The following is a 16,239-nucleotide window of genomic DNA, read 5'->3' on the forward strand; positions in this document are numbered from 1 at the left end:
GAATAGGATTGCTATGTTATTCGTGCCTTTTTATAATTTGTTGCCTTTCTATGGACCACCCCGTCGTTGATCCTCGCGAAAGTTTCCGGGACGAAATCGTCTCCTTTTTTGTTGTACGGACTCATAATAAATGAAGCTTTTGAAGACAGTACCGGTAGCGGTTGTGCTGCTGGGGGGCGTGTTTGCGTCTGCGTATGCAACCGCCAGTGATACCGTTTTTACTGTCATGGATGACCCAACCAGCGCTAAAAAACCGTTTGAAGGTAACGTGAATGCGGGCTACCTCGCACAATCCGGCAATACCAAAAGCTCGTCAGCAACCGCTGATTCAACGCTGACCTGGTACGGAGAAACGACGGCATGGTCCCTGTGGGGCAATGCCAGCAATACCTCGGCTAATGATGAACGTTCCTCAGAAAAATATTCTGTCGGCGGCCGTAGTCGCTATAACATGACGCATGAAGACTACCTGTTTGGTCAGGCTAGCTGGTTAACAGACCGCTATAATGGCTATCATGAACGTGATGTCTTTACCGCAGGTTACGGGCGTCAGTTCCTGAACGGGCCGATCCACAGCTTCCGTTTTGAATTTGGTCCAGGCGTTCGTTACGACGAATACACCGATGGTAACTCGGAAACGCAGCCGCTGGGCTATGCTTCTGCGGCCTATGCCTGGCAGATGACCGACACCACCAAATTTACTCAGGGTGTGTCTGTTCTGGGAGCCGATGATACGACCGTCAACTCAGAGACCGCGCTCAATGTTGCAATCAATGAGCACTTTGGTCTGAAGGTGGCCTACAACGTCACCTGGAACTCTGAGCCACCGGAAACGGCGCCGAATCACACCGATCGCCGCACATCGCTGACGCTGGGTTATACAATGTAATGATTTGCAGGCCGGTGAAATGCCGGCCTGTATTTTTAATTTATCGAAATGTGTTATTATTAAATCTGACCGCTGTTTTATTTAATTAAAAATACCCGCTCTCCATAATATCTCCACATTTGGCGTTTCTGACATAATATTCAATAAATTTGACACGAATAGCTAAATATTTTGACTAGGCAAAAGTGTGATCTGGATCTACACTTGTATTCAAGGGCGAAATGATGCCTCTGAGTTCAAAAGTCTTAATCCAGTTAGAGAATAAACATTATGAAAAATATCAAAATCGCATCTGCAGCTATTGTGCTGTCAGCACTCTCTTTCGGTGTATTTGCTGCCGAACCTGCCACGCAGCCAGTCAGTTCTACTAAAGTCGCCACCGTTCAGCACGTTGGTATCTCCAGCGCTTATGACGTTGAAGCAGGCTCTAACATTGCTCCGGGCTCACAGAATACCGGTCGTTCTATGGATGACGCATTCAATGTTCACACCCTGGTTGCAGGTGAGTGGTACTAACTATTCTGTGCTGTAATAATTTGATTTCTTATTAATTATTAATACCGGCAGAGAAAACCGGGTAGAGTCGTACCGGTTTTTCTTGCTGCTATTGATATTTGTTAAAATAAGAAAATTCAGTATTTGTATTTAAAACGTCAGTTCAGGTATTTTTACCGCACGTATTGTTAATAAATAAAAGTTAAAGGCATTTTTTGTATATAAATGATCTTTAACCAGAGTTTCCCGTCACGGTTGTTTATCTTTTTATTATCCCCATATCATCGCAGCCCATCTGAGTAGCAGCATGGCACCACAGATAGCGATTAATACCAGCACCATTTTCCAGTGCTTTTTCGCGAATCGATGTGTCGGCATGGGTTCACTTCCTTATATATGCTGTGTTTCGCATAGTGTATCAGAATTGTCGACAAACATAGCAACGCGCGTGGCGTAGGGCAATTGCGGCTTTTATCACGTCCTGATGATGTGTAAACTAACCCACGGTGTTATCAACAGGCGGATCCAGGCGGAACCCGATACGCAGTTCAGGTTCCTCATTTTTCGCAGAGTGAAGCGGAAATCAATCCATAACGTGTTGATAAATTTAATCATATAGTTTTGTATGTGCTCTTTCGTGTGGGGCACCACTGCAAATAAGGACATGAAATGCCTGTAATTACTCTTCCTGATGGCAGCCAACGCCATTATGACCACGCCGTAAGCCCGATGGATGTCGCTCTGGACATCGGCCCTGGTCTGGCAAAAGCCACCATCGCTGGGCGCGTGAACGGTGAACTGGTTGATGCATCCGATATCATTGAAAACGATGCAACACTTTCTCTCATCACTGCTAAAGATGAAGACGGTCTGGAAATCATTCGTCACTCCTGCGCTCACCTGCTTGGTCACGCGATTAAACAGCTGTGGCCAAACACCAAAATGGCGATCGGCCCGGTTATCGACAACGGTTTCTACTACGACGTCGATCTTGACCATACGCTGACCCAGGAAGACATCGACGCGCTCGAAAAACGTATGCATGAGCTCGCCGAGAAAAACTATGACGTCATCAAGAAGAAGGTAAGCTGGCATGAAGCCCGCGAAACGTTCGTGAAGCGTGGTGAAACATACAAAGTTTCCATCCTTGATGAAAATATTGCGCATGATGACAAGCCTGGTTTGTATCATCATGAAGAATACGTCGACATGTGCCGCGGTCCGCACGTGCCGAATATGCGATTCTGTCACTACTTCAAGCTGATGAAAACCGCAGGCGCCTACTGGCGCGGCGACAGCAACAACAAGATGCTGCAGCGTATCTACGGTACGGCGTGGACGGACAAAAAAGCCCTCAATGCCTACCTGCAACGTCTGGAAGAAGCGGCGAAGCGCGATCACCGTAAAATCGGTAAGCAGCTCGACCTGTATCATATGCAGGAAGAAGCGCCGGGTATGGTCTTCTGGCATAACGACGGCTGGACTATCTTCCGCGAACTGGAAACTTTTGTACGCTCCAAGCTGAAAGAGTACCAGTATCAGGAAGTGAAAGGCCCGTTCATGATGGACCGTGTGCTGTGGGAAAAAACCGGCCACTGGGACAACTATAAAGATGCGATGTTCACCACTTCTTCAGAGAACCGTGAATACTGCATCAAGCCGATGAACTGCCCTGGCCACGTTCAGATCTTTAACCAGGGTCTGAAATCCTACCGCGATCTGCCGCTGCGTATGGCGGAGTTCGGTAGCTGCCATCGTAATGAACCGTCAGGCGCGCTGCATGGCTTAATGCGCGTGCGCGGCTTCACTCAGGATGACGCCCATATCTTCTGTACGGAAGAGCAGGTGCGTGATGAAGTGAACGCGTGCATTCGTTTAGTCTATGATATGTACAGCACTTTCGGTTTTGAAAAAATCGTGGTCAAACTTTCAACGCGTCCGGAAAAACGTATCGGTAGCGATGAAATGTGGGATCGTGCAGAAGCGGATCTGGCGGTTGCGCTGGAAGAAAACAACATCCCGTTTGAATATCAGCTGGGTGAAGGCGCATTCTACGGTCCGAAAATTGAGTTTACCCTGTATGACTGCCTCGATCGTGCATGGCAGTGCGGTACTGTACAGTTAGACTTCTCCCTGCCGGCTCGTCTGAGCGCCTCTTATGTTGGCGAAAACAACGAACGTCAGGTACCGGTGATGATTCACCGCGCAATTCTGGGGTCGCTGGAGCGCTTCATTGGCATCCTGACCGAAGAGTTCGCTGGCTTCTTCCCAACATGGCTTGCTCCGGTGCAGGTCGTGGTGATGAATATTACCGATTCTCAGTCTGAATACGTTAACGAATTGACCCGTAAACTACAAAATGCAGGCATTCGCGTAAAAGCGGACTTGAGAAATGAGAAGATTGGCTTTAAAATCCGCGAGCACACTTTACGTCGTGTCCCTTACATGTTGGTCTGTGGCGACAAAGAGGTTGAAGCCGGCAAAGTTGCCGTGCGTACCCGTCGTGGCAAAGACTTGGGCAGCCTGGACGTAAATGAAGTTATCGAGAAGCTGCAACAAGAGATTCGCAGCCGCAGTCTTCAACAACTGGAGGAATAAGGTATTAAAGGCGGAAAACGAGTTCAAACGGCACGTCCGAATCGTATCAATGGCGAGATTCGCGCCCAGGAAGTTCGCTTAACTGGTCTGGAAGGTGAGCAGCTGGGTATTGTGAGTCTGAGAGAAGCAATCGAAAAGGCTGAAGAAGCTGGAGTAGATTTAGTTGAAATCAGCCCTAACGCCGAACCGCCAGTTTGTCGTATCATGGACTACGGCAAGTTCCTTTATGAAAAAAGTAAGTCTTCTAAGGAACAGAAGAAAAAGCAAAAAGTTATCCAGGTTAAGGAAATTAAATTCCGTCCTGGGACCGATGATGGCGATTACCAGGTAAAACTCCGCAGCCTGGTTCGCTTTCTCGAAGATGGCGATAAGGCTAAGATCACACTGCGTTTCCGCGGTCGTGAGATGGCCCACCAGCAGATCGGTATGGAAGTGCTTAATCGCGTCCGTGACGATCTGAGTGAACTGGCAGTAGTCGAATCCTTCCCTACGAAGATCGAAGGCCGCCAGATGATCATGGTGCTCGCTCCTAAGAAGAAACAGTAAGGCCTTCAAGTAACAACGTTCGTGAAGCCTTCGGGCTTCACTGATGTTGTTCGCCTACGTTTCGTTTATTAACAATGCGAAGTGGAAGTTATTAAGATGCCAAAAATTAAGACCGTACGCGGTGCTGCTAAGCGCTTCAAAAAAACCGGTGGTGGTGGATTTAAGCGTAAGCACGCAAACCTGCGTCATATTCTGACCAAAAAATCTACTAAACGTAAACGTCACCTGCGTCCAAAAGGCCTTGTTTCTAAAGGCGATCTGGGTCTGGTTATCGCGTGCCTGCCGTACGCATAAGCCGTTAACGTTTAATTTTTTACTAAGAATATAGATACAGGAGAGCTCACATGGCTCGCGTAAAACGTGGTGTAATTGCTCGTGCACGTCACAAAAAAATTCTGAAACAAGCTAAAGGCTACTACGGTGCGCGTTCTCGCGTATACCGCGTTGCCTTCCAGGCTGTTATCAAGGCTGGTCAGTACGCTTACCGTGACCGTCGTCAGCGTAAGCGTCAGTTCCGTCAACTGTGGATTGCACGTATCAATGCGGCAGCACGTCAGAACGGTATTTCTTACAGCAAATTCATCAACGGCCTGAAAAAAGCCTCTGTTGAAATCGACCGTAAGATCCTGGCTGACATCGCAGTATTCGACAAAGTAGCGTTCACCGCTCTGGTCGAAAAAGCGAAAGCAGCACTGGCATAAGCCAGTTGAAAGAGGGAGCTAGTCTCCCTCTTTTCGTTTTAATCGCATCAAAACGTTGACATTTATTCCCGTAGCCCTTTCAATAAAGGCGTTACGATCCTTACCACACAAGGTAACGCAAGCATGAATGCTGCTATTTTCCGCTTCTTCTTTTACTTTAGCACCTGAACTCAGGAGGCTTGCGCGTGAAAGAAGAAACGAAAAATCAGCGCCAATAAGCCTCCATCTGGAGGCTTTTTTTGTATCTGAATTCGAGATTAAGTCCACCAAACCGGTGTCTGCACCGACATAATGAGGAAAACCATGTCACATCTCGCAGAGCTGGTTGCCAGTGCCAAGGCAGCCATTAACCAGGCTTCAGATGTTGCCGCGTTAGACAATGTCCGCGTCGAATATCTGGGTAAGAAAGGGCATCTGACCCTTCAGATGACCACACTGCGTGACCTGCCGCCAGAAGAGCGTCCGGCTGCCGGTGCGGTCATCAACGAAGCGAAAGAGCAGGTACAGCAGGCACTGAACGCGCGTAAAGCCGATTTAGAAAACGCTGCGCTGAACGCTCGTCTGGCCGCAGAGACCATTGATATCTCCCTGCCGGGGCGTCGTATTGAAAACGGGGGCTTACACCCGGTAACGCGCACCATTGACCGTATTGAAAGTTTCTTCGGTGAGCTCGGCTTTACCGTTGCAACGGGCCCGGAAATCGAAGATGACTACCACAACTTCGATGCGCTGAATATTCCGACGCACCACCCGGCACGTGCTGACCACGACACTTTCTGGTTCGATGCAACCCGTCTGCTGCGCACCCAAACTTCAGGCGTACAGATTCGTACCATGAAGGAGCAGCAGCCGCCAATCCGTATCATCGCGCCGGGGCGCGTATATCGTAACGACTACGATCAGACGCACACCCCAATGTTCCATCAGATGGAAGGCCTGATTGTTGATAAAAACATCAGCTTTACCAACCTGAAAGGGACGTTGCACGATTTCCTGCGCAACTTCTTTGAGGAAGACCTGCAAATTCGTTTCCGCCCGTCCTACTTCCCGTTCACCGAACCGTCTGCTGAAGTTGACGTGATGGGTAAAAATGGCAAATGGCTGGAAGTGCTGGGTTGCGGGATGGTGCACCCGAACGTTCTGCGCAACGTAGGCATCGATCCGGAAGTGTATTCCGGCTTCGCCTTCGGTATGGGTATGGAGCGTCTGACCATGCTGCGTTACGGTGTCACCGATTTACGTGCGTTTTTCGAAAACGATCTGCGTTTCCTCAAACAGTTTAAATAAGGGCAGGACAACATAATGAAATTCAGTGAACTGTGGTTACGCGAATGGGTTAACCCGGCTATCGACAGCGAAGCGCTGTCGGGGCAAATCACCATGGCAGGTCTGGAAGTCGACGGTGTAGAAGCCGTTGCCGGCAGCTTCAACGGCGTAGTGGTCGGTGAAGTCGTCGAATGTGGTCAGCATCCGAACGCCGACAAACTGCGCGTGACGAAAGTAAACGTGGGCGGTGAGCGTCTGCTGGATATAGTCTGTGGCGCGCCGAACTGCCGTCAGGGCCTGAAAGTCGCCGTGGCGACCATCGGTGCTGTGCTGCCGGGTGATTTCAAAATTAAGGCGGCAAAACTGCGTGGCGAACCGTCTGAAGGTATGCTGTGCTCTTTCTCCGAGCTGGGTATTTCCGACGACCATAGCGGCATTATCGAACTGCCGGCCGATGCGCCGTTGGGGACCGATATCCGTGAATATCTGCAGCTGGACGATAACACCATCGAGATCAGCGTGACGCCAAACCGTGCCGACTGCTTAGGCATCATCGGCGTGGCTCGCGACGTTGCGGTGCTGAACAAGCTGCCGCTGAATGCGCCAGAAATCACGCCAGTAGCGGCGACGATTACAGACGTGCTGCCAATCGAGGTTGAAGCCGCCGATGCCTGTCCGCGCTATTTAGGCCGCGTGGTGAAGGGGATTAACGTTAAAGCGCCAACTCCGCTGTGGATGAAAGAGAAACTGCGTCGCTGCGGTATTCGTTCCATTGATGCGGTCGTTGACGTCACCAACTACGTCCTGCTGGAACTGGGTCAGCCAATGCATGCGTTCGATAAAGATCGCATCGAAGGCGGTATCAAAGTGCGTATGGCAAAAGAGGGCGAGACCCTGGTTCTGCTGGACGGTTCTGAAGCCAAACTCAGTGCAGATACCCTGGTCATTGCCGACCATCATAAAGCGCTGGCGATGGCCGGTATCTTTGGCGGCGAGCACTCTGGCGTGAACGACGAAACCCAGAACGTGCTGCTGGAATCGGCTTTCTTCAGCCCGCTGTCCATCACCGGCCGCGCGCGCCGTCATGGTCTGCACACCGATGCTTCTCACCGCTACGAGCGCGGCGTTGATCCGGCACTGCAGTACAAAGCAATCGAGCGTGCTACCGCGCTGCTGATTGAACTGTGCGGCGGTGAAGCGGGCCCAATCATCGATGTGACCCATGAAAATGCGCTGCCGAAGCGTGCGACGATTACGCTGCGTCGTAGCAAGCTGGATCGCCTGATTGGTCATCACATTGCCGATGAGCAGGTGACCGATATTCTGACGCGCCTGGGCTGTGAAGTGACTGTCGGTGACAACCAATGGCAGGCGGTTGCGCCAACCTGGCGTTTCGATATGGAAATCGAAGAAGACCTGGTGGAAGAAGTGGCGCGCGTTTATGGCTATAACAGCATCCCGAACGAGCCGGTACAGGCAGGTCTGGTGATGGGCAGCCATAAAGAAGCCAATCTGTCGCTTAAGCGTGTGAAAACCATGCTGAACGATAAAGGCTATCAGGAAGTGATCACCTACAGCTTCGTGGACCCGAAAGTTCAGCAGCTGGTTCACCCGGGTGAGGAAGCGCTGATTCTGCCAAGCCCAATTTCCAGCGAAATGTCCGCTATGCGTCTGTCTCTGCTGACCGGCCTGCTGTCGACGGTGGTGTACAACCAGAACCGCCAGCAGAACCGTGTGCGTATCTTCGAGACCGGCCTGCGCTTCGTACCGGACACTCAGGCTCCTCTGGGTATCCGTCAGGACGTGATGCTGGGTGGCGTTATCTGCGGTAACCGCTACGATGAGCATTGGAATCTGGCAAAAGAGACCGTTGATTTCTATGATTTGAAGGGCGATCTGGAATCCGTTCTCGATCTGACCGGTAAATTATCTGAAATTCAATTCAAGGCTGAAGCCAACCCGGCGCTGCATCCGGGCCAGTCTGCGGCGATTTATCTGCGTGGAGAACGCATTGGTTTCATTGGCGTAATCCACCCGGAACTGGAACGTAAACTGGATCTGAACGGTCGTACGCTGGCGTTCGAGCTGGAGTGGAACAAGCTCGCAGACCGCGTGGTTCCTCAGGCGCGCGACGTTTCTCGCTTCCCGGCAAACCGCCGTGACATCGCCGTTGTGGTCGCTGAAAGTGTGCCGGCAGCGGATATTTTAAACGAGTGTAAGAAAGTTGGCGTAAATCAGGTAGTTGGCGTAAACTTATTTGACGTGTACCGTGGTAAGGGTGTTGCGGAAGGCTATAAGAGCCTTGCTATCAGCCTGATTTTACAAGATACCAGCCGTACACTCGAAGAAGAGGAGATTGCCGCTACCGTTGCCAAATGCGTAGAGGCATTAAAAGAGCGATTCCAGGCATCATTGAGGGATTGAACCTATGGCGCTTACAAAAGCTGAAATGTCAGAATATCTGTTTGATAAGCTTGGGCTTAGCAAGCGGGATGCCAAAGAACTGGTGGAACTGTTTTTTGAAGAGATCCGTCGTGCTCTGGAAAACGGTGAGCAGGTTAAGCTGTCCGGTTTTGGCAACTTTGATCTGCGTGACAAAAATCAACGCCCGGGGCGTAACCCAAAAACGGGTGAAGATATTCCCATTACAGCCCGGCGTGTGGTGACCTTCAGACCAGGACAGAAGTTAAAAAGCCGGGTCGAAAACGCAACACCCAAAGAAGAGTAATTCTGATCTAACTAAAAAGGCCGCTGATGCGGCCTTTTTCTTTTCTGCGCGGCGTTGTCACCGTAAAATCAAACGCTTCTCCACGGGCGACGGATAACTATGCAGGTTTATGTACATCAACAGCAGCGGCGTCATCGTCGCTGGCTTGCCGGATTGTCTCTGGCCCTATTGGCGATGCTGGTGATTAGCCTGTGCGCGGGCGACCAATGGATCCCGCCCGGCGAATGGTTCACGGCGAAAGGGCAGCTGTTTATCTGGCAGATTCGCCTGCCGCGTACCGTTGCGGTGCTGCTGGTTGGCGCGGCGTTGGCGTTGTCGGGGGCGGTAATGCAGGCGTTATTTGAAAACCCGCTCGCCGAGCCGGGGCTGCTTGGCGTTTCTAACGGCGCGGGTGTCGGGCTCGTTGCGGTGATTATGCTGAGTCACGGAAGCCTGCCGGGATGGGTGCCAGGGCTGGCCGCCATTGCTGGCGCACTGGTGATAACCGGCATCCTGATGCGCTTTGCGCGACGCCATCTCTCTACCAGCCGCCTGCTGCTGGCAGGCGTTGCGCTGGGCATCATCTGTAGCGCGTTGATGACGTGGGCGGTCTATTTCTCGACGTCGTTCGATCTTCGTCAACTGATGTACTGGATGATGGGCGGATTTGGCGGCGTCGACTGGCAGCAGATCTGGTTGATGCTGGCGCTGGTGCCGGTCATTGTCTGGCTCTGCGCGCAATCTCAGCCGTTGAATCTGCTGGCGCTGGGGGAGACCTCCGCTCGTCAACTGGGCGTTCCCATCGCGTTCTGGCGTAAGCTGCTGGTGATGGCCACCGGCTGGCTGGTGGGCGTCAGCGTGGCGCTGGCAGGGGCTATCGGCTTTATTGGGCTGGTGGTGCCGCATATGCTGCGCCTGTGTGGCCTGACTGACCATCGCGTGCTGCTGCCGGCCTGCGCGCTGGCGGGGGCGAGCACGTTGCTGTTTGCCGATATTATTGCGCGGTTGGAGCTGTCGGCCGCCGAGCTGCCGATTGGCGTAGTGACCGCGACGCTCGGAGCACCGGTGTTTATCTGGTTGTTACTCAAGTCAGGACGTTACTAACGCAACGTCCTGATTAAAAAGCTTTGGTGTCGTGCCAGCGTATCTGGCTATTATTAAAGACCGGGCGATAAGACCCAAACACGCTGAAAAGAGGATGCTATGCAAACCACCATTCTGAACACACCCGTGACGACCATCGACGGTGAAAAAACCACGCTGGAAGGCTACAAAGGCAAAGTCCTGCTGATTGTCAACGTCGCGTCTAAATGTGGCCTCACGCCGCAATATGAGCAGTTGGAAGCATTACAAACGTCTTTGCAGAATGAAGGTTTCACGGTTCTGGGCTTCCCGTGTAATCAGTTCCTGGGTCAGGAACCGGGGAGCGAAGAAGAGATTAAAACGTTCTGCAGTACGACCTACGGCGTCACGTTCCCGCTGTTCAGCAAAATCGACGTGAACGGTGATATGCGTCACCCGCTGTATAGCCTGTTGACCCGGCTTGCGCCGAAAGCGGTAGCGCCGGAAGGTAGCGGTTTTTATGAACGGATGGCCAGCAAAGGACGCGCGCCTGCGCATCCAGGCGATATTCTGTGGAATTTCGAAAAGTTCCTGATTGGCCGTGACGGCCAAATCATCAACCGTTTCTCTCCGGATATGACGCCGGATGATCCGATCCTGACCGCGGCCATCAAGCAGGCTCTTGCCCAGCCATGATGCCACTGATGCAGCTTCAGCATGTCGGTGAGGGAGTCCGCCTTCAGGCGTTTAGCGCCAGAGTGGAGCCAGGGGAAATTATTCACCTTGTCGGGCCAAACGGGGCCGGTAAGAGCACGCTGCTGGCCAGAATGGCCGGCCTGACTGGCGGTAAGGGCGTCATTACGCTGAATGCCCAGCCGTTGGATGAATGGCCAGCGCATGCGCTGGCACGTCATCGCGCGTATCTTTCTCAGCACCAGACGCCACCCTTTGCCATGCCGGTCTGGCAATATCTGATGCTGCATCAACAAGGCGAGCCGCAATCGGCGCTCGCCGTTCACGTGGCCAGGGCGTTAGACCTGAGTAATAAGCTGGGGCGTAACGTTAGTCAGCTCTCCGGCGGTGAATGGCAGCGTGTTCGGTTGGCAGCCGTTATTCTGCAAATTCATCCTGCCGATAATCCTGATGGCCAGCTTCTGTTGCTTGATGAGCCGATGAACAGTCTTGATGTCGCTCAACAAGCCGCGCTGGATAAGCTGTTGGCAGAACTGAGAGCGGCGGGCGTTGCTATTGTGATGAGTAGCCACGATCTGAACTATACGTTACGCCATGCCGGGCGAGTCTGGCTATTGTGCCAGGGGCGTTTGATCGCCAGCGGTGAGACCGAGCGTGTTATGCAGCCAGAGCATTTGTCTGCTGCTTATAATATGCGCTTTCAGCGGCTGGATATTGCTGGCCATCAAATGCTCATTTATGACGACGTCGGCGAAAATTAATCCAACTCTGCTTGAAATGGCGGTGATTGCTTGCCAGCCAAACCGCAATAGATATAATTTATTGGCTGAATAAAAAAACTGAGGATTCGCTGGATATGCGTTTCTGGACTCTTTTGCTCGTGGCTTTCGTTTTAGCAGGGTGCAGTAGCCATCGTGCGCCGCCGCCCAATCCCCGGCTTTCGGATTCAATTACCGTTATCGCCAGCTTAAACGATCAGTTGCAAAACTGGCACGGTACGCCTTATCGCTATGGTGGAATGAACCGCCGCGGCGTAGACTGTTCCGCTTTTGTGCTCATGACCTTCCGCGATAAATTCGAAATGCAACTTCCTCGTGAAACGCGTCAACAGGCGAAGATTGGCACCGAAATAGATAAAGATGATCTACTGCCTGGAGACCTGGTATTCTTTAAAACCGGCGCAGGCGAGAGCGGGCTGCACGTGGGGATTTATGATACCGACAACCAGTTTATTCATGCCTCCACCAGCCAGGGGGTGACGAGATCTTCGCTCGATAATGTCTACTGGCGGAAAAATTTCTGGCAGGCCAGGCGAATTTAATCGAAAAGAAAAGGAGGCATTTCGCCTCCTTTTCTTTTTGTAGACGACAAGGTTTTAAATAAATAGCCAACATTATTCTGATTTTGTTAGGCGAGATCATAGAACTTAAGGTTGATTGTGTTAATCCATTACTTTCGATTACAATCATTACGATCCAGTGACGGACCATAAAATAAAAAGGAACCGATGAAAGGAATAACAGCAGCATTCATTACCGTAGGTTTTTTGCTTTGTGACGTCAGGAACCCGGACATGACTTTTAGTGAAGGGCAGTCGCAATGATTGTATCGCTGGATAATACGTATTGTTCTCAATTGTTTTTCCTTCCCGCCAGAAATAGCGACGGGCATCTTGTCGGCCTGAAAGTCGTCAGCCAATTTACCGGTCGCGATAACCACATACGTATCCCCACGAGTTTGGTGCTGCCGCGCCTGGCGCCACAACAAGAAATCACTTTATTTCAGGAAAAACTGGCGCTGTTGAATAACTGCCAGCTGTTCTTTCGCCAGCACAACCTCAAAGCGTGGATTACTGCACCGCCGGGTCTTGTTACGGCGCTGCTTACCGACGACGAGCTCGCCGCCAGCGCTCAGCGTTTTCCGTTTCTGGAGTTGGCCGTCAGTGAAAGCTATCCCGGCCTCAATCAGGTAGATGAAAATCATCCTTTGGCCCACCTGTGTCAGCACTTCCCGTTAGTGCTTAGCGATTTTGGTTCCGGCGATGCCTCAACCCGCGCGGTATTCTCCGGGCTTTTCACCCGTATTGTACTGGATAGAAGTTTTGTCCAGCGCCAGTCAAAATCAGCGTCTTTTGAACCGTTTCTGCGCGCGATCGTGACGCAGATCCAACCTTACTGCCAGGGCATTATGATCTCCGGCGTGGATGACGAGCAAACTCGCCAGCGCGTAGCATCCTTTGGGTTTAGCGGAATGCTTGGCAGTCTGTGGCCGGTGGTGGCAGAATCCTCCCTAATAACATTAGTGCAACAATAACCCTGCGCTTACCCGGGTGTTTAACGTACAGTAACCCAATACACTACGGGCAGGAGGAACCATGAACCTGTCATTTAACACCCGCTGGCGCGATGAGCTGCCAGGATTTTACACTGCGCTACAGCCGACGCCGCTGCATAACGCCCGCCTAATCTGGCACAACGCGCCGCTGGCGCAAGAGCTTGCTATTCCCGAATCACTTTTCACGCCTGAATACGGCGCTGGCGTTTGGGGAGGTGAAACGCTGCTGCCCGGTATGTCGCCTTTAGCGCAGGTTTACAGCGGTCATCAGTTTGGGGCCTGGGCAGGGCAGCTGGGCGACGGGCGCGGGATCTTAATGGGCGAACAGCAGTTAGAAAATGGCAAAACGGTCGACTGGCATCTTAAGGGGGCCGGACTCACGCCGTATTCACGAATGGGCGATGGGCGAGCGGTATTACGTTCAACTCTTCGTGAAAGCCTGGCTTCTGAAGCCATGCATTATCTTGGCATTCCGGGGACGCGGGCGCTGGCGATAGTGACCAGTGATACGCCGGTGTACCGTGAAACGGTAGAGTCTGGCGCGATGCTGATGCGTATTGCTGAAAGCCATATCCGATTCGGCCACTTTGAACATTTTTACTATCGTCGCGATATCGACAGCGTGCGTACGCTGATGGACTTTACGATCCGTCATCACTGGCCGCACTTACAGCAGGAGGTTGACCGCTACGCGCTGTGGTTCCAGGATGTTGTGGCGCGCACGGCGCAGATGATTGCCCGCTGGCAAACCGTTGGTTTCGCGCATGGTGTGATGAATACCGACAACATGTCGATTCTGGGGCTGACGCTTGACTACGGCCCGTTTGGTTTCCTTGATGACTATCAGCCTGAGTTTATCTGTAATCACTCGGATCATCAGGGACGCTACCGTTTTGATAATCAACCCGCTGTCGGTCTGTGGAACCTTCAGCGTCTGGCGCAGGCGGTGTCACCATGGATTGACGTGGATACGCTGAACGCCGCGCTGGAAGGCTATCAGGCGGTGCTTTTCCGGGAATACGGGCAGCGAATGCGCCAGAAACTCGGGCTGTTCAGTGAAAAAATGGGCGACAACGACCTGCTTAACGGCTTGTACGCGTTGATGGAGCGAGAAGGGAGCGACTATACGCGCACTTTCCGGCTGCTCAGCGAAACGGAGCAGCTCAGCGCCGCGTCGCCGCTGCGCGATGAATTTATTGACCGAACGGCCTTTGATTCCTGGTTTACCCAGTACCGCGCGCGTTTACAGCAGGAGCAAGTGGATGACGCATCGCGTCAGCAGGCAATGAAAGTCGCCAATCCGGCGATGGTCCTGCGAAACTGGTTGGCGCAACGGGCGATAGAGCAAGCGGAGAAAGGCGATTATCAGGAACTCCATCGCCTGCATGAAGCATTGCGCGATCCGTGGCGCGATCGGAATGATGACTACGGTCGACGTCCGCCAGATTGGGGTAAGAGACTGGAAGTCAGCTGTTCAAGCTAATTCATTCTGGCTGCGCTATGACGATGGCGCAGCTACTTCGTTAATATTAGCTTTCCCGCCTGGGTTTGCCGCAGCAGATACCGCTGCTCGCCATGTTCAATGATTAAACGACCTTCCTTGCCTAACAGCGTCTGGCTGTCGACTCGACGATCCTCGGGAAGCGGGTACGGGGTATTATCCTTCTTGGTTTCCAGTTTTGCGCAGCTATCCATTTGCTAATTTCATAATGAAAATCAATATAACAATGAGAAACATTATCAATATTCAATAAGGCAACCGCAAGCGTTATTTACCACTATATCGGGTAGGGTCAATGGCCCACCGGAGAGCGGTGGGCGGGGGAGACTTACAGGCGAGTGGCCACTGCGGCTGCCAGTTTTTCCAGCAGCAGTTCGGTATCTTCCCAACTCAGGCAGGGATCGGTAATCGACTGACCGTAGGTCAATGGCTGGTCGGCGACGATCTTTTGCGTCCCTTCACGCAGGAAACTTTCCGCCATAATACCGGCAATCGCCGAAGAACCATTGCGGATTTGCTGGCAGATATCGTCACACACTTCCAGCTGACGGCGATGCTGCTTCTGACAGTTGCCGTGGCTAAAGTCGACCACCAGATGCTCGGGTAGGTCAAACTGATGCAGCGTGTCGCAGGCCGCGGCGATATCGTCGGCATGGTAGTTCGGTTTTTTGCCACCGCGCATGATGATATGGCCATACGGGTTGCCGCTGGTCTGATAGATAGTCATCTGACCGTTTTTATCCGGTGACAGGAACATGTGGCTGGCGCGAGCCGCACGGATGGCGTCGACCGCAATGCGGGTATTGCCGTCAGTGCCATTTTTAAAACCCACCGGGCAGGAGAGCGCAGAAGCCATTTCACGGTGGATCTGGCTTTCCGTGGTACGAGCGCCAATGGCGCCCCAACTGATTAAATCGGCGATAAACTGGCCGGTCACCATATCGAGGAATTCGGTCGCTGTCGGTACGCCCAACGTGTTGACCTGTAACAGGAGCTTACGTGCCTGCTCAATACCGTGGTTAACGCGGTAGCTGCCGTTCAGGTCGGGATCGGAAATTAACCCTTTCCAGCCCACTACGGTGCGCGGCTTTTCGAAATAGGTGCGCATGACGATTTCCAGCTCGCCCTGATGCTTTTCACGCAGCACCTGGAGGCGACGCGCATAATCTATCGCGGCGTCCAGATCGTGAATGGAACACGGACCTACGATAGCCAGCAGACGACGGTCTTCGCCGTTGAGGATCTTTTCAATGCGCTGGCGTGAGGCGGTGACGTGGGCCGCAACGTCGGGTGATACGGGGTGGCGCTGAGCAAGTTCAGCAGGCGTAATCAGGCTCTCAATTCGAGCGGTACGCAATTCATCGGTCTTATTCATGGAAGTCTCAGAAATTTGTTGCTTCACCAGTCAAGATGCTGGGAAGTGATGCACATCACGATAAACCAATCT

The 16,239-nt window shown here is 52.3% G+C and carries 19 protein-coding genes and 1 other annotated feature; of the genes, 16 read left to right on the top strand and 3 right to left on the bottom strand.

The features are described from left to right. The first annotated feature begins 130 nt into the window (after positions 1-130). A complete protein-coding gene (locus ABTW00_RS10590) occupies positions 131-889 on the top strand; it encodes a DUF481 domain-containing protein (RefSeq protein ID WP_433640634.1) in 759 nt (252 codons plus the stop codon). 270 nt (positions 890-1,159) lie between these two features. Further along, complete coding sequence (locus ABTW00_RS10595) at positions 1,160-1,405, top strand: hypothetical protein (RefSeq protein WP_433640636.1); 246 nt, start codon at positions 1,160-1,162, stop codon at positions 1,403-1,405. A 249-nt stretch (positions 1,406-1,654) separates the two neighbouring features. Here the strand turns inward: ABTW00_RS10595 and yniD are convergent, their stop codons facing one another. Continuing rightward, positions 1,655-1,762: a small membrane protein YniD gene (yniD, locus tag ABTW00_RS10600; RefSeq protein ID WP_100249959.1), complete on the bottom strand. Its 108-nt coding sequence runs from the start codon at positions 1,760-1,762 to the stop codon at positions 1,655-1,657. A gap of 291 nt (positions 1,763-2,053) precedes the next feature. Here yniD and thrS point away from each other — a divergent pair, with 291 nt between their 5' ends. From thrS to selO, 14 genes are all read left to right on the top strand, one after another. Then, positions 2,054-3,982 carry a threonine--tRNA ligase gene (gene thrS, locus ABTW00_RS10605; protein ID WP_064545116.1) on the top strand — a complete coding sequence of 643 codons (1,929 nt, stop codon included), beginning with the start codon at positions 2,054-2,056 and terminating at the stop codon, positions 3,980-3,982. Between the two features lie 3 nt (positions 3,983-3,985). Next, on the top strand, positions 3,986-4,528 hold the full coding sequence (gene infC, locus ABTW00_RS10610; RefSeq protein WP_071845866.1) for a translation initiation factor IF-3: 543 nt from the start codon (positions 3,986-3,988) through the stop codon (positions 4,526-4,528). Between the two features lie 96 nt (positions 4,529-4,624). Then, positions 4,625-4,822, top strand: coding sequence for a 50S ribosomal protein L35 (gene rpmI / locus ABTW00_RS10615; RefSeq protein ID WP_003030583.1), 198 nt, complete (start codon positions 4,625-4,627; stop codon positions 4,820-4,822). A gap of 50 nt (positions 4,823-4,872) precedes the next feature. Continuing rightward, a complete protein-coding gene (gene rplT, locus ABTW00_RS10620) occupies positions 4,873-5,229 on the top strand; it encodes a 50S ribosomal protein L20 (RefSeq protein ID WP_000124850.1) in 357 nt (118 codons plus the stop codon). A 118-nt stretch (positions 5,230-5,347) separates the two neighbouring features. Further along, positions 5,348-5,472 (top strand) — a sequence feature (Phe leader region). After that, the gene (gene pheM / locus ABTW00_RS10625) at positions 5,353-5,397 is read left to right on the top strand and encodes a pheST operon leader peptide PheM (RefSeq protein ID WP_001386830.1); all 45 of its coding nucleotides are present in this window, start codon (positions 5,353-5,355) and stop codon (positions 5,395-5,397) included. It overlaps the preceding feature by 45 nt. Before the next feature lie 60 nt (positions 5,473-5,532). After that, the gene (pheS, locus tag ABTW00_RS10630; RefSeq protein ID WP_064545118.1) at positions 5,533-6,516 is read left to right on the top strand and encodes a phenylalanine--tRNA ligase subunit alpha; all 984 of its coding nucleotides are present in this window, start codon (positions 5,533-5,535) and stop codon (positions 6,514-6,516) included. Positions 6,517-6,531: 15 nt separating this feature from the next. After that, positions 6,532-8,919 (top strand): phenylalanine--tRNA ligase subunit beta, encoded by a 2,388-nt coding sequence (gene pheT / locus ABTW00_RS10635; RefSeq protein ID WP_433640639.1) that lies wholly within the window; start codon positions 6,532-6,534, stop codon positions 8,917-8,919. Positions 8,920-8,923: 4 nt separating this feature from the next. After that, positions 8,924-9,223, top strand: a complete 300-nt coding sequence (ihfA, locus tag ABTW00_RS10640) for an integration host factor subunit alpha (RefSeq protein WP_003030571.1) — start codon at positions 8,924-8,926, stop codon at positions 9,221-9,223. Positions 9,224-9,322: 99 nt separating this feature from the next. Further along, a complete protein-coding gene (btuC, locus tag ABTW00_RS10645) occupies positions 9,323-10,306 on the top strand; it encodes a vitamin B12 ABC transporter permease BtuC (RefSeq protein WP_433640642.1) in 984 nt (327 codons plus the stop codon). A gap of 99 nt (positions 10,307-10,405) precedes the next feature. Beyond that, positions 10,406-10,960 carry a glutathione peroxidase gene (locus ABTW00_RS10650; RefSeq protein ID WP_433640644.1) on the top strand — a complete coding sequence of 185 codons (555 nt, stop codon included), beginning with the start codon at positions 10,406-10,408 and terminating at the stop codon, positions 10,958-10,960. Next, the gene (gene btuD / locus ABTW00_RS10655) at positions 10,957-11,718 is read left to right on the top strand and encodes a vitamin B12 ABC transporter ATP-binding protein BtuD (RefSeq protein WP_064545126.1); all 762 of its coding nucleotides are present in this window, start codon (positions 10,957-10,959) and stop codon (positions 11,716-11,718) included. Before ABTW00_RS10650 ends, btuD begins: the two co-directional genes overlap by 4 nt. Positions 11,719-11,813: 95 nt before the next feature. Continuing rightward, complete coding sequence (locus ABTW00_RS10660) at positions 11,814-12,278, top strand: C40 family peptidase (protein ID WP_433641001.1); 465 nt, start codon at positions 11,814-11,816, stop codon at positions 12,276-12,278. Between the two features lie 278 nt (positions 12,279-12,556). Beyond that, entirely contained in the window at positions 12,557-13,270 is a 714-nt protein-coding gene (locus tag ABTW00_RS10665) for an EAL domain-containing protein (protein WP_064545127.1), read from the top strand. Positions 13,271-13,331: 61 nt separating this feature from the next. Next, positions 13,332-14,774, top strand: coding sequence for a protein adenylyltransferase SelO (gene selO / locus ABTW00_RS10670; RefSeq protein ID WP_433640647.1), 1,443 nt, complete (start codon positions 13,332-13,334; stop codon positions 14,772-14,774). A gap of 32 nt (positions 14,775-14,806) precedes the next feature. Here the strand turns inward: selO and hemP are convergent, their stop codons facing one another. Then, positions 14,807-14,986 carry a hemin uptake protein HemP gene (gene hemP / locus ABTW00_RS10675; RefSeq protein WP_065357171.1) on the bottom strand — a complete coding sequence of 60 codons (180 nt, stop codon included), beginning with the start codon at positions 14,984-14,986 and terminating at the stop codon, positions 14,807-14,809. Positions 14,987-15,120: 134 nt separating this feature from the next. Continuing rightward, on the bottom strand, positions 15,121-16,167 hold the full coding sequence (aroH, locus tag ABTW00_RS10680; RefSeq protein ID WP_064545133.1) for a 3-deoxy-7-phosphoheptulonate synthase AroH: 1,047 nt from the start codon (positions 16,165-16,167) through the stop codon (positions 15,121-15,123). Positions 16,168-16,239: the final 72 nt, after the last annotated feature.

This window comes from Kluyvera georgiana (genome assembly GCF_050990895.1).
Taxonomy (GTDB): domain Bacteria; phylum Pseudomonadota; class Gammaproteobacteria; order Enterobacterales; family Enterobacteriaceae; genus Kluyvera; species Kluyvera georgiana.

What these genes read in the sequence shown, in the direction of transcription:
- ABTW00_RS10590 (WP_433640634.1), top strand. Translation starts at nt 131, where the DNA reads ATGAAGCTTTTGAAGACAGTACCGGTAGCGGTTGTGCTGCTGGGGGGC.
- ABTW00_RS10595 (WP_433640636.1), top strand. Translation starts at nt 1,160, where the DNA reads ATGAAAAATATCAAAATCGCATCTGCAGCTATTGTGCTGTCAGCACTC.
- yniD (WP_100249959.1), bottom strand. Translation starts at nt 1,762, where the DNA reads ATGCCGACACATCGATTCGCGAAAAAGCACTGGAAAATGGTGCTGGTA.
- thrS (WP_064545116.1), top strand. Translation starts at nt 2,054, where the DNA reads ATGCCTGTAATTACTCTTCCTGATGGCAGCCAACGCCATTATGACCAC.
- rpmI (WP_003030583.1), top strand. Translation starts at nt 4,625, where the DNA reads ATGCCAAAAATTAAGACCGTACGCGGTGCTGCTAAGCGCTTCAAAAAA.
- rplT (WP_000124850.1), top strand. Translation starts at nt 4,873, where the DNA reads ATGGCTCGCGTAAAACGTGGTGTAATTGCTCGTGCACGTCACAAAAAA.
- pheS (WP_064545118.1), top strand. Translation starts at nt 5,533, where the DNA reads ATGTCACATCTCGCAGAGCTGGTTGCCAGTGCCAAGGCAGCCATTAAC.
- pheT (WP_433640639.1), top strand. Translation starts at nt 6,532, where the DNA reads ATGAAATTCAGTGAACTGTGGTTACGCGAATGGGTTAACCCGGCTATC.
- ihfA (WP_003030571.1), top strand. Translation starts at nt 8,924, where the DNA reads ATGGCGCTTACAAAAGCTGAAATGTCAGAATATCTGTTTGATAAGCTT.
- btuC (WP_433640642.1), top strand. Translation starts at nt 9,323, where the DNA reads ATGCAGGTTTATGTACATCAACAGCAGCGGCGTCATCGTCGCTGGCTT.
- ABTW00_RS10650 (WP_433640644.1), top strand. Translation starts at nt 10,406, where the DNA reads ATGCAAACCACCATTCTGAACACACCCGTGACGACCATCGACGGTGAA.
- btuD (WP_064545126.1), top strand. Translation starts at nt 10,957, where the DNA reads ATGATGCCACTGATGCAGCTTCAGCATGTCGGTGAGGGAGTCCGCCTT.
- ABTW00_RS10660 (WP_433641001.1), top strand. Translation starts at nt 11,814, where the DNA reads ATGCGTTTCTGGACTCTTTTGCTCGTGGCTTTCGTTTTAGCAGGGTGC.
- ABTW00_RS10665 (WP_064545127.1), top strand. Translation starts at nt 12,557, where the DNA reads ATGATTGTATCGCTGGATAATACGTATTGTTCTCAATTGTTTTTCCTT.
- selO (WP_433640647.1), top strand. Translation starts at nt 13,332, where the DNA reads ATGAACCTGTCATTTAACACCCGCTGGCGCGATGAGCTGCCAGGATTT.
- hemP (WP_065357171.1), bottom strand. Translation starts at nt 14,986, where the DNA reads ATGGATAGCTGCGCAAAACTGGAAACCAAGAAGGATAATACCCCGTAC.
- aroH (WP_064545133.1), bottom strand. Translation starts at nt 16,167, where the DNA reads ATGAATAAGACCGATGAATTGCGTACCGCTCGAATTGAGAGCCTGATT.